The 11,945-nt window shown below is 40.9% G+C and carries 9 protein-coding genes, 6 tRNA genes and 1 pseudogene; 10 read left to right on the top strand and 6 right to left on the bottom strand.

Annotated features, from left to right (window positions below; translation table 11 throughout):
- Positions 1–12: 12 nt before the first annotated feature.
- From FTU75_RS15600 to FTU75_RS15590, 3 genes and pseudogenes are all read right to left on the bottom strand, one after another.
- Positions 13–612, bottom strand: a pseudogene (locus FTU75_RS15600) (dual specificity protein phosphatase family protein).
- Positions 602–1,429, bottom strand: coding sequence for an MBL fold metallo-hydrolase (locus FTU75_RS15595; RefSeq protein WP_180116373.1), 828 nt, complete (start codon positions 1,427–1,429; stop codon positions 602–604). The pseudogene FTU75_RS15600 and the gene FTU75_RS15595 overlap by 11 nt, the downstream one beginning before the upstream one ends.
- A 293-nt stretch (positions 1,430–1,722) precedes the next feature.
- Positions 1,723–2,358, bottom strand: a complete 636-nt coding sequence (locus tag FTU75_RS15590; RefSeq protein ID WP_078194127.1) for a peroxiredoxin — start codon at positions 2,356–2,358, stop codon at positions 1,723–1,725.
- A gap of 337 nt (positions 2,359–2,695) precedes the next feature.
- Between FTU75_RS15590 and secA the strand changes: the two genes are divergently transcribed.
- From secA to FTU75_RS15540, 10 genes are all read left to right on the top strand, one after another.
- The gene (secA, locus tag FTU75_RS15585; RefSeq protein ID WP_180116372.1) at positions 2,696–5,419 is read left to right on the top strand and encodes a preprotein translocase subunit SecA; all 2,724 of its coding nucleotides are present in this window, start codon (positions 2,696–2,698) and stop codon (positions 5,417–5,419) included.
- A gap of 144 nt (positions 5,420–5,563) precedes the next feature.
- Positions 5,564–5,920 carry a hypothetical protein gene (locus tag FTU75_RS15580; RefSeq protein WP_180055834.1) on the top strand — a complete coding sequence of 119 codons (357 nt, stop codon included), beginning with the start codon at positions 5,564–5,566 and terminating at the stop codon, positions 5,918–5,920.
- A gap of 160 nt (positions 5,921–6,080) precedes the next feature.
- Positions 6,081–7,301, top strand: coding sequence for a bifunctional glutamate N-acetyltransferase/amino-acid acetyltransferase ArgJ (gene argJ, locus FTU75_RS15575; RefSeq protein ID WP_111885393.1), 1,221 nt, complete (start codon positions 6,081–6,083; stop codon positions 7,299–7,301).
- Positions 7,302–7,454: 153 nt separating this feature from the next.
- Positions 7,455–8,522: a quinolinate synthase NadA gene (gene nadA / locus FTU75_RS15570; RefSeq protein WP_180116371.1), complete on the top strand. Its 1,068-nt coding sequence runs from the start codon at positions 7,455–7,457 to the stop codon at positions 8,520–8,522.
- 154 nt (positions 8,523–8,676) lie between these two features.
- A tRNA-Pro gene (locus FTU75_RS15565) sits at positions 8,677–8,753 on the top strand.
- A gap of 45 nt (positions 8,754–8,798) precedes the next feature.
- Positions 8,799–8,875 (top strand) — tRNA-Arg (locus tag FTU75_RS15560).
- A gap of 44 nt (positions 8,876–8,919) precedes the next feature.
- A tRNA-His gene (locus tag FTU75_RS15555) sits at positions 8,920–8,995 on the top strand.
- 3 nt (positions 8,996–8,998) lie between these two features.
- A tRNA-Pro gene (locus FTU75_RS15550) sits at positions 8,999–9,075 on the top strand.
- 105 nt (positions 9,076–9,180) lie between these two features.
- A tRNA-His gene (locus FTU75_RS15545) sits at positions 9,181–9,256 on the top strand.
- A 17-nt stretch (positions 9,257–9,273) separates the two neighbouring features.
- Positions 9,274–9,350, top strand: a tRNA-Pro gene (locus FTU75_RS15540).
- 114 nt (positions 9,351–9,464) lie between these two features.
- Here FTU75_RS15540 and FTU75_RS15535 read toward each other — a convergent pair.
- The 3 genes from FTU75_RS15535 to FTU75_RS15525 are packed head-to-tail and all read right to left on the bottom strand — an operon-like array spanning position 9,465 to position 11,667.
- A complete protein-coding gene (locus FTU75_RS15535) occupies positions 9,465–9,944 on the bottom strand; it encodes an OmpA family protein (protein WP_111885395.1) in 480 nt (159 codons plus the stop codon).
- A gap of 8 nt (positions 9,945–9,952) precedes the next feature.
- The gene (locus FTU75_RS15530; RefSeq protein WP_180116370.1) at positions 9,953–11,170 is read right to left on the bottom strand and encodes a diguanylate cyclase domain-containing protein; all 1,218 of its coding nucleotides are present in this window, start codon (positions 11,168–11,170) and stop codon (positions 9,953–9,955) included.
- Positions 11,167–11,667, bottom strand: a complete 501-nt coding sequence (locus FTU75_RS15525; RefSeq protein ID WP_171319270.1) for a YfiR family protein — start codon at positions 11,665–11,667, stop codon at positions 11,167–11,169. The genes FTU75_RS15530 and FTU75_RS15525 overlap by 4 nt, the downstream gene beginning before the upstream one ends.
- Positions 11,668–11,945: the final 278 nt, after the last annotated feature.

Here is an 11,945-nt window from a genome sequence, read left to right as displayed (position 1 = left end):
GAGGAATGACCTTTAATAAGATGGATTCAGTAGTTGCTGCTGAATCCATTTTACATTTTCAGGGCTGAATAAACGGTCAATATTTTTCCAAATAGGGTGGAAGCCATAGCCACCTTGTTTCATTTCACGTTTTGCTTCCTCAATGGACCAATGCTGAAAAATAATACGGTACATGGCCACACTCGCTCCTGTACGGTCTGAGCCGTGGTAGCAATGGATTAACACTTTTTGCTGCTGTTGTTCAGCTTCTTTTATGGTTTTCATCACCGTCAGTAAATCTTCACGATCGATTTGCCACGTGTGTATCGGAATATGTACAAAATTAATCTTTTGCATATCAATAGCATTTTTTAAGCGTTCTGGGTCATGGTGCCGTGAACGTAAATTTATGATCACATCGATGTGCTGTTCTCGTAGAAAAGGGGCGAGATCTGTATCAGGTTATTCACTGCGAAATAGCGTTGGGCTGATTTGATAAAAATTATGCTGTTGATGAACGACTTTCCCCCAATGCTGAGGACGTTCATTTAACGGTAATGGATTTGATGTCATGCAACCCGTGAAGCTGAAGCTAACACTGAGTAGGATCATTGGTAGGATTTTAGCGGTCATAGCTTGTATTCTGATAGCGAGCGAATTCGAATGGGTCATGTGCACAGATGAGATCGATGTCCGGATGCTGCGCTAACTGCTGAATCTTATGAAGGGAGTGCAGTCGCTGTGTATTGTCGGTCGCAAATAAACGCTCAAGCTGATTTAAGGCCCGCGAATGAAAATTTGGATTTAATTGATGATGTGAGTAATAAGCATCGCCACAATATAACAACCAGCGCTGGTTATTTTTTATTGCAATACCGGCATGACCCGCGGTATGTCCCAAAAGCGGGAGCATTAAAATTTCCTCTTGAAAAATAGATAGACTGGCAGTGTGCTCTAAGTTAAACCATGCTTTAGTCCCGATGCTTTCAATAAAGTTCCAATAACGATGCTGTTGGAACTGCTGTGGTCGATAGCGCAGTCGTGATTTAAGGCTGTGAAGATTTTGAGTGGCGTTATATTCACTGGCTAGCACATGCACGGTCGCCTGCGGAAAATCAGAGATCCCGCCAGCATGATCAAAATCTAAGTGTGACAACAAAATGTGTTGAACATCTTGAGCCTTATAGCCTAATTTTTGAATTTGATGAGTCGCACTCAGTTGCGGATTAAATTTGATCTGTGCTGTGCGTGAAATAAACCGACCTAAACGATTTTGTGGATGTAAATAATCTTGTAAGCCCAGTCCTGTATCGACTAAGACGAGCCCTTTATCAGTTTCAATGAGCAGGCAATGACAGACCAAATGTGCGCGAAACCCTTTCTGTCCAAATAAAGGGGCACACGTTGGACAAAAACTACCACAATGTAAATGATGAATTTGATGAATCACGGTTTGTTATTTTCAAGTTTTCTTAGTTATAACGGAATTGTGATGTTTAACCAATCTAATCCCTGAGAGGAATTTGTAATCAAAAAAAGCTCATCCGGAGATGAGCAGGTTGGAGAATGCCAGAACAGGCTCGTCATTCGTTCTGAAGGGGGAAAACTATATTAACTATGGTTATGATACTTAGTTTGCTTAGGTGCTGCGCTTAAAAATAGTTAAATTTGTACCTTCGCTTTGGTCACTCACAGCAGAGCTTCTTATCTTGCGCTCGGACAGCGTAATGCTCCGTTTTATCCTCACTTAGGTTGAGGCGTTAAACGAAGGTAAGGCGTAACTGCGTTATATCCTTGAGGAAAGCGTTGTTTGATTTCCTCTTCATCTTTTAATGACGGCACAATCACCACATCTTCACCTTGTTGCCAGTTGGCCGGTGTTGCAACTTTATGGTTGTCTGTCAGTTGCAAAGAGTCAATGACACGTAAAATTTCATGGAAATTACGGCCCGTCGATGCAGGATAAGTAATGATTAAACGGACTTTTTTATTGGGATCAATGATTACCAAAGAGCGAACAGTTAATGTTTCGCTGGCATTGGGGTGAATGAAATCATAAAGGGTAGACACTTTACGGTCTTTGTCTGCAATGATCGGGAAGTTCACCGTGGTATTTTGAGTATTATTAATGTCATTAATCCAACCATGATGCGACTCAACATCATCAACAGACAGGGCAATGGCCTTGACACCACGTTTGCTAAATTCATCTTTTAGTTTTGCGGTAAATCCAAGTTCTGTGGTGCAGACTGGGGTGTAATCGGCAGGATGCGAAAATAAAATGCCCCAACTGTCACCTAAGAAGTCATAAAAATGAATGCTGCCTTCGCTTGAGTCTTGAGTAAAGTCTGGTGCAGTATCACCTAAACGAATCGTCATGGAATATCCCCGTATTTATTGAATTTGTTTAACTTGAAAATAAATATGAAGGATTTTTTTTATGATTAAAAATAGTGTTTTTTCATTTCTTTATGAATATATTTTATATAAAACAGTTTTATTGGGGGATAAATGCGAAATATCTCACGACAGAGTCACTATGTTGTCTGCAGAAAATTTGTTACATTAGCTTGCCTTAAGTCTCCGGGGCTAGAACCCGAGCGCAGAATATTTAAGGGGATTTTTGTGCAAAACCCTTGTACTTCGAATTTCTAGCACCATAATAACGACTAAGAAAATATATTCATTTGACAAGCAAGATTTAGAGAGTCTATTCATGTTGGCAAGTCTGATCGGAGGAATCTTCGGTACCAAAAATGAGCGCGAACTCAAACGCATGCGTAAAATCGTAGAGAAGATAAATGCGCTCGAGCCGACGATATCTGTTCTAAGCGATGCAGACTTATCTGCAAAAACTGAAGAATTCAAAGAACGTTATAAAAAAGGCGACAGCCTTGATAAATTATTACCTGAAGCGTTTGCTGTTTGTCGTGAAGCTGCGAAGCGTGTCATGGGCATGCGTCATTATGACGTACAGCTGATTGGTGGTATTACTTTACATGAAGGTAAGATCGCAGAGATGCGTACCGGTGAAGGTAAAACCCTCATGGGAACGCTTGCTTGTTACCTCAATGCGATTAGTGGTGAAGGTGTTCACGTGATTACGGTGAACGACTATCTCGCACAGCGAGATGCTGAGTTAAACCGTCCATTATTCGAATTTTTAGGTTTAAGCATTGGGATTATTTACTCAATGCAAGACTCAACTGAAAAAGCTCAAGCGTATCGAGCTGACATTACTTACGGTACCAACAACGAATTCGGTTTCGATTACTTGCGTGACAACATGGTGTTTTCTGCTGCTGAGAAAAAACAGCGCAGCTTAACCTATGCCATCATCGATGAGGTCGATTCGATCCTGATTGATGAAGCGCGTACACCGTTGATCATTTCTGGTCAATCAGAAGACTCATCTCAGTTGTATGCTGCCATTAACAGCATTCCACCAAAACTTCATGCACAAAAAGAAGAGAAGGTACCAGATGGTGGTCACTTCTGGATTGACGAAAAACAGCGCTCTGTAGAAATGACCGAAGTCGGTTATGAAACTGTTGAAGCTGAATTGATTCAAATGGGCTTGCTTGCTGAAGGTGAAAGTTTATATTCATCTGCTAATTTAAACTTGGTACACCATGTTTCTGCGGCCATTCGTGCGCATTACCTATACCAACGCAACGTGCATTACATCATCCACGAAGGTGAAGTGATCATTGTCGATGAAAACACTGGTCGTACCATGCCGGGTCGCCGTTGGTCAGAAGGTTTGCATCAAGCAGTAGAAGCAAAAGAAGGTTTGGAAATTCAGCCTGAAAACCAAACTTTAGCAACTACAACATTCCAGAACTATTTCCGTCTATACAAAAAATTATCGGGTATGACGGGTACTGCAGATACTGAAGCTGCAGAGATGAAAGAAATTTATGGCTTGGATGTTGTACTTATTCCAACCCATCGCCCAATGATTCGTAATGACCAAAACGATTTAATCTATTTAAACCGTGAAGGTAAATACAACGCCATCATTCAAGAAATTCAACGTATTCATGAAGCGGGTGTTGCGCCGATTCTGATTGGTACAGCAACCATTGAAGCCTCTGAAATTTTATCAGATAAGCTGAAAGAAGCTGGTATTCAACATGAAGTACTTAATGCGAAACAACATGAGCGCGAAGCGGATATTATTGCGCAAGCAGGTTCACCTCGTGCAGTGACCATTGCGACTAACATGGCTGGTCGTGGTACTGATATTCTGTTAGGTGGTAACTGGAAAGCGTTGCTGGCGAAGATTGAAGAGCCGACTGAAGCAGACGAAGCACGTTTGAAAGCAGAGTGGGAACAAAATCATGAAATGGTGCTGAACTCTGGCGGTTTACATATTATCGGTTCAGAACGTCATGAATCTCGTCGTATCGATAACCAGTTACGTGGTCGTGCGGGCCGTCAAGGTGACCCAGGTGTGTCACGTTTCTACTTGTCGCTTGAAGATGACTTGATGCGTATCTTCGCAGGTGATCGCGTAGTTGCAATGATGCGTGCCATGGGGCTGAAAGAAGATGAAGCCATTGAGCATAAAATGGTTTCACGCTCGATTGAAAATGCACAACGTAAAGTTGAAGCACGTAACTTCGATATTCGTAAAAATCTATTGAAATACGATGACGTAAACAACGAACAACGTAAGATTATTTACTCGCAACGTGATGAAATTCTTGTTGAACCGTCTTTACAAGATTACATCGAAACGATGATTCAGGATGTGACTAAAGGCATGATCGAAGTATATATTCCACCTGAGTCTATTCACGATCAGTGGGATATAGAAGGTCTTGAAAAGGCGCTACGTGAAGATCTATCGATTGAATTGCCAATTTCGCAGTGGTTAGAGCAAGATCGTCGTTTGGATGAAGAAGCTTTGGTTGAACGTATTACTGATGAAGTTCTTCAGCACTACCGTTCACGTCGTACGCAAATGGGTGACGAAACGGCTGCAATGCTCGAACGTCACTTTATGTTAAATTCATTGGACCGCCATTGGAAAGAGCATTTGGCAGCAATGGATTACTTACGTCAAGGGATTCATTTACGTGGTTATGCGCAGAAAAATCCTGAGCAAGAATACAAAAAAGAAGCCTTTAATTTATTTGTAAACATGCTTGCTGTGATTAAGTCAGATGTCGTGACAGATTTATCTCGTATTCATGTGCCTACAGCCGAAGAGCTTGCAGAAATGGAAGCTCAAAAACAGGCTCAAGCTGAATCAATGAATCTTCAATTGTCACACAATGACTTTGATAATTTGTTGGCTGAAGCCAACGGTAATGATGTTATCGATGCGCAATATACACCTGCAGAGCAAGTGATTGTTCCGCCAGAAAGTCGTAACTCACCGTGCCCATGCGGTTCAGGTCTAAAATATAAACAATGTCACGGTAAAATTTAAACAGCATTGTTTAATTTCATATAAATCAGAGCCATCGCGCTCTGATTTTTTATTTACTCAGCTGATCTGACCTGAATAGTATTTGCAGTGCAGCGGATTAAATGTTATTTAGTTTCTATCAATAACCGTAAGACGGAAAAGACAATGAAAAAAGTACTAAAACCGTTCATGATTGCTGCTTTGGCTTTGCCAACTTTTACCTTTGCAAACGCTCCTCAGACGACTTCTGTAGAGAAAGTTCAACAAGCAGTTGGTCCAACAACAACTCAAGTACAGATTGGTACTGACGGTCAAGTGACTGTAGCAAGCCCGCGTACGGGTATTCGTTATACCTTTGCCAATCCAAATCGTCCGATCGTATTGCAAACTGCAAAAATTGCAGCAGCCAATGCGGCGAATGCTGACCGTATTGTGGCTGAAAACCCAGCCCTTTCTGCTGCGAGTCAACAAAAAGCGAAACAAGTGCTTCTTGATGAAGCAACTCAGCTGGCGCGTAACTAATTTACGACGAACAGCGATAAAGACCAGTCGAAAGGCTGGTTTTTTTATGTGCAAAAGAAATCCACAATAAAATTACAGCAAAACCGTGCTTCTGCTCGATTTTTTATAGATTTTGCACTAAGCTGTATTTTTTATAACTCATATAGTTGGACGTTGAAAAATGGCAGTTGGTGACGTATCTATGCCACAGATGCATGTGGTGAAAGGTGTAAAAATCGGTTCGGCTGAAGCATATGTGCGCTATCAGAACCGACGTGACCTTGTCATTTTTGAATTTGCTAAAGGTTCTAATGTTGCAGGCGTATTTACTCAAAATGCATTTTGTGCCGCGCCTGTTCATATTTCGAAAGCACACTTATTGGCAGGTAATCCACGTTATTTGGTGATTAATACCGGAAATGCCAATGCCGGTACTGGCAAAATCGGCATGGCAAATGCTGAGGCGACGTGTGCGAAACTGGCAGAACTAGCAGGTGTTCAAAATACAGAAGTTCTTCCATTTTCAACAGGTGTAATTGGTGAGCAATTACCTATTGATCGTTTGGTTCAAGGCTTGCAACCCGCATTAGATAGTTTGCAGGAAGATGCATGGTTGGATGCGGCAACGGGCATTATGACCACAGATACAACACCTAAAGGTGCATCTGAACAATTTGAGTTAGATGGCGTTCTGTATACTATGACAGGCATTTCTAAAGGCGCAGGCATGATTCGTCCAAATATGGCGACCATGTTGAGCTATGTGGCAACTGATGCACCCATTAGCCGTGAGCTGGTGCAACAGCTTTTGAAAACCACAGTTAACCTGTCGTTTAACCGTATTACGGTGGATGGTGACACTTCGACCAATGACTCATGTATTTTGATTGCAACGGGCCAAGCTGGTGGCGTAGAAATTACTTCAGAATCAGATTCACGTTATGCTGCTGTTTTAGACGTGTTAACACGTGTAATGAAGCGTCTTGCACAGCTCATTGTCCGTGATGGTGAAGGTGCGACGAAGTTTATTACTGTGGCGGTAGAAGGCGGCGCAGATACTCAAGAATGTTGTGATATTGCTTATAGCATTGCACATTCACCGTTGGTTAAAACTGCAATCTTCGCATCAGATCCAAACTGGGGGCGTATTTTGGCAGCTATTGGTTATGCAGGTGTGCCAAACTTAGATGTTGAAAAAATTCAGGTCTGGTTAGGTGATGTTCAAATCTGTAAAGACGGTGGTGCCGCAGCAGATTATACCGAAGCAGCAGGGGCTGCAGAGATGGAGAAATCTGAGATCACGATCCGTGTAGATTTAGGACGTGGCAGTGCGCGAGATACTGTGTATACCTGTGACCTGTCGTATGATTATGTCAAGATTAACGCAGATTACCGTTCATAAAATATTTGATGTTTTTGAAAAGCCTCCGTTGTGAGGCTTTTTTATAAGTGGAACTTTTTAATGACCGGTAAAAAATAGCCAAGTGCCATATTTATGGGTCAGTTGTGAAGCACCTGTGTAGTAGCAGGCATTAAGGGTAGAGAAGACGTTGTGATGAATAATGCAAACAACTTAATTGCAAATGAAGCAAAATCAATTGTACAAGCGCATTTGGATCGTTTGGGTGATGTTAAAGAGCATCACTTAACGGAAGCTGCAAAGCTTGAAAAGTTTGAATTAATTAAAGCGGAACTCAAAAAACGTAACGCTGTCCTTGTTGCACACTATTACTGTGATCCTGAAGTGCAGGAACTAGCAGAACAGGCCGGTGGATGCGTTTCGGATTCACTTGAAATGGCACGTTTTGGTCGGGATCATGAAGCAACGACGTTGGTGGTTGCAGGAGTGAAATTCATGGGGGAGACCTCGAAGATTTTATCTCCTGAGAAAACCGTACTGATGCCTACTCTAGAGGCAACATGCTCACTTGATTTGGGTTGTCCTGTCGATGAATTTACCAAATTTTGCGATGCACATCCGGATCATACGGTTGTGGTATATGCCAATACCTCGGCGGCAGTGAAAGCGCGTGCAGATTGGGTGGTAACCTCGAGCTGTGCTGTTGAAATTGTTGAGCATTTAGATAGTTTAGGTGAAAAAATTATTTGGGCACCCGATCAGCATCTCGGTCGCTATATTCAAAAGAAAACCGGTGCAGACATGTTGCTATGGGATGGGGCATGTATTGTCCATGAAGAGTTTCGTGCACGTGGTATTGCCAATATGAAAGCGCTGTATCCTGATGCAGCAGTTTTGGTACATCCAGAGTCACCAGAATCTGTGGTGGATATTGCAGATGCCGTCGGTAGCACCTCGCAATTGATTAAGGCTGCACAAACCTTGCCACACGAACGTTTAATCGTGGCAACAGATCGCGGTATTTTTTATAAAATGCAGCAAGCTGTGCCGAATAAAATTCTCATCGAAGCACCGACGGCAGGTGAGGGAGCGACTTGTCGTTCATGTGCGCATTGCCCTTGGATGGCGATGAATGAATTAGATGGCATTCTCGAAGTTTTACAAAAAGGCGATCAGGAAATTTTTGTAGATCCGGCATTGGCTGAACGTGCTAAATTGCCTTTAGATCGGATGTTGAATTTCAGTGCCAGTTTAAAACGTTAATTTTTGCTTGAAAAATGATTAAAGTGCTTGATAAATAATCGCTTGAAATGATTTTTTATGTTTTTTTGAAGATAGGTGTTGACGTTAATCAACGTCACGCCTAGAATGCACACCGTACCGCACGATATGCGATACAGCGAAAGCTGAGATGAAACGGAGCATAGCACAGCCTGGTAGTGCACCTGGTTTGGGACCAGGGGGTCGTAGGTTCGAATCCTACTGCTCCGACCAATTTCTCAAGGCAAAAATCGCGTGATAGTCTATGTCATCGGTAATGCGCCTGTAGCTCAGTTGGATAGAGCATCCGCCTTCTAAGCGGATGGTCACAGGTTCGAATCCTGTCAGGCGCGCCATTTTAATGGTGTTCTGATACTAGAATCTGAAACTTGTTGTGATGGTGGATGTAGCTCAGTTGGTAGAGCCCCGGATTGTGATTCCGGTTGTCGTGGGTTCGAATCCCATCATTCACCCCAATTCGGAGCATAGCACAGCCTGGTAGTGCACCTGGTTTGGGACCAGGGGGTCGTAGGTTCGAATCCTACTGCTCCGACCATTTTCTCAAAGAAAACGGTCGATAAAAGATACCGCATACAGCGGTTTTTTTATGCCTGTAATTTAAAATGCGTTATATTGGTTATTCACAAGCAAGAACATGATGGTGGATGTAGCTCAGTTGGTAGAGCCCCGGATTGTGATTCCGGTTGTCGTGGGTTCGAATCCCATCATTCACCCCAACTTTTAAAGTTGAAAGCGGAGCATAGCACAGCCTGGTAGTGCACCTGGTTTGGGACCAGGGGGTCGTAGGTTCGAATCCTACTGCTCCGACCATTTATTTCAAAAACAATACTGTAAAGGATGCCGCATATAGCGGTTTTTTTATGCCTAAAATTTATAAACACAATAAAAAAGCCACCATAAGGTGGCTTTTCCAAATTTCGCTATTTAGGGAATGATCGTGACATTTACACGACGGTTGATGGCACGATTGGTTTCGGTGTCATTAGAAACCATAGGTTGTTCAGCACCACGGCCAATAATTTGAATATTTGAACTGTTATAACCTTGCTTTAAAAAGACGTTTGCGACGCTTTGCGCACGTTTTTCTGAAAGTTGTTGGTTGTAATTGGCTTGTCCAACATTATCCGTATGACCAATAAACTTAATTTTGTTTAGATCATATTTAATCAGTTGAGTGGCGAGGGTATTTAACTTGACTTGTTGGTGAGGTTGTATTTGATAATCATCAAAACCAAATAAAAGTCGTTCTGGTAGGGCAAGTGTCCAACCATCATTGGTCAAGACAAAACCTTCTTTTTTAAGCATACGTGCTTGTTTATAGCTTAAGTTACCTAAACTCATGCAGGCTGTCATAGTAGCCGTGAATGCAAGTATAAATAAAACTTTAAATGCGTTCTTTAACATAGCAACTCCTATGAGTTGGGGCGTTGAAGTGCAATGCACCAATGATTATTAGAAAGTTTAGCATCATACATGGCGCGATCCGCATCAGCGATTAGATCTTCTGGCGATTTCGCATTTTGGATCAGTGCCACACCAATATTAGCTTGTAATGTAATATTATGTTGCTCATAAACAAATGTTGAACCATAGCATTCATGTATTTTGTGACAAAAGACCTCGAGTTCTGTTAGGACATTTAAACGATTGATAATAATTGCAAATTCATCACCACCGAGTCGTGCAACGAAAGCATCATCTGGTAGTGCTTGTTTTAAACAATGTGATGAGGCACGCAGTACTGCATCTCCAGCTAAGTGTCCATATTGTTCATTCACATGTTTAAAGTTTTCAATATCGACAAAGAACACAGCAGCGTTCGCTTGTAAGTCAAATAGCTCAAACAGCTTTTCATAAAAATAATTACGATTTGGCAATTGGGTTAATGCATCATGACGTGCTAGATGAATTAGCTTGTCATTTTCTGAAATCAAGTTTTTATTTGACTGTTCAATTTCACTAAGTAAACCATTAAAGGCGGTACTGAGTGCGTGTAATTCTTGAATATCAGAGTTTGAAACCCGCATTTTATAATCTTTCTTAATGCTAATGGTTTGAGCTGATTCAACAATCGAGCGAACGGATTGCATTAAGTATTGATAAACAGAATTCACCGACCAAAACACGGTAGCCAATAAAAGTATAAAACCTAAAAATAAACCCAATAAAATTTTATGGAAGAAACTAACTAAATCTGAAGAGTTTCCATATACGACCAGTTCGCCGTAATTTTTCTGATCATGATGAATATCTAAGCGAATCGGTTGGCTAAAAAAGAAATAATCTAAAATCGCTTGGCTGGAAAATGTTGAAATTTCTTTTTGCTCAGCATGAGCAAGCGACGCATTTTGAAGGTTGGTAATTTCTATCGATCGAATGGGATACAATTGAGTGTATTCGTTTAAAATTTGACGCATCGTTGTTTGGTCATTAAACACCACAGCGGGTTGAACACGTTCGTTTATCGCATTTGATAAAATCGTTAAGCTATTTTTTGCATAGGTATGCATAGTATAAGTGGAAATAACCAAAAAAATCGCAGAACAAATCGTAAAAGTTAAAGCAAAGATAGTGAGCTGCGAACGCGTAAATAATTGGTGTAATGTAATTGGGTTATAGAGTTGTTTCATTCAGCTGACTCCGAGGACTTCGCCAGTAATAAAACACGTGGATCAATATGTATTTGTGACTGCGTTAAGCTTTCCATATTAATTTTAAACGAATAACTCTGATTTTTTTTATACAAACAAAATGCACTGCCCGACTCACACTCACTATTGTTACTACTTAGAGAGAGGGCGGGGAAATTAACATGGTTGTTTAAAATACTTTGTTCTTCTTTTGCTGATAGATTGGAAAAAAATAAAACTTGGCAATGACTAGATTTGATGTCAATCACATTGATGGCTGTAATTTTATAAGTGCTGTGGGTTGGCGCAAGTTTTTTAAAATCATTGACTAAACTTGAATTATTAATCACGCAAAATTTGGGTGAAGTGGTTTCCCACTTGGCATAACTCAAAATAGAGAAAGTGGTTGTGAAAATATTTGCTGTGGGAGCTGCATATAATAAGGGTGAAATGGAGCACGCCATTATTAAATAGGCAGTTTTTTTAAAAACAACCATACGAAATCAAAAATGTCTTAAATTAAATGGAATGAAAATTGGGTTTATATACGTTTTATTATATGAAATAGGGCGTATATAGCCCAATAATAATACAAAAGAATGTTTATGTGTTCAAAAAAGCGACATGCGTAAAATAAATCATAAAAAAGGTGTTGCAACGGATGTGAAATGCTGTAGAATGCACATCCATCGGCGGTGATGAAGATTAAAACTTCTGATAAAACAATGACTTGGTTGAATTGATTAAGTTGGGTTTTATTTGATAAGTTTAAAAA

Origin of the sequence: Acinetobacter sp. YH12140, from assembly GCF_013418475.1 — a bacterium.
Taxonomy (GTDB): Bacteria; Pseudomonadota; Gammaproteobacteria; order Pseudomonadales; family Moraxellaceae; genus Acinetobacter; species Acinetobacter amyesii.
Note: the sequence above shows the minus strand (reverse complement) of the source record. Positions and strands in the feature narration are given on the sequence as shown.

Excerpts from the sequence above, each read along its gene's own strand:
- FTU75_RS15525 (WP_171319270.1), bottom strand. The coding sequence starts at position 11,667 with ATGGTTGTTTTTAAAAAAACTGCCTATTTAATAATGGCGTGCTCCATT.
- secA (WP_180116372.1), top strand. The coding sequence starts at position 2,696 with ATGTTGGCAAGTCTGATCGGAGGAATCTTCGGTACCAAAAATGAGCGC.
- FTU75_RS15580 (WP_180055834.1), top strand. The coding sequence starts at position 5,564 with ATGAAAAAAGTACTAAAACCGTTCATGATTGCTGCTTTGGCTTTGCCA.
- FTU75_RS15535 (WP_111885395.1), bottom strand. The coding sequence starts at position 9,944 with ATGTTAAAGAACGCATTTAAAGTTTTATTTATACTTGCATTCACGGCT.
- FTU75_RS15590 (WP_078194127.1), bottom strand. The coding sequence starts at position 2,358 with ATGACGATTCGTTTAGGTGATACTGCACCAGACTTTACTCAAGACTCA.
- FTU75_RS15530 (WP_180116370.1), bottom strand. The coding sequence starts at position 11,170 with ATGAAACAACTCTATAACCCAATTACATTACACCAATTATTTACGCGT.
- argJ (WP_111885393.1), top strand. The coding sequence starts at position 6,081 with ATGGCAGTTGGTGACGTATCTATGCCACAGATGCATGTGGTGAAAGGT.
- nadA (WP_180116371.1), top strand. The coding sequence starts at position 7,455 with ATGAATAATGCAAACAACTTAATTGCAAATGAAGCAAAATCAATTGTA.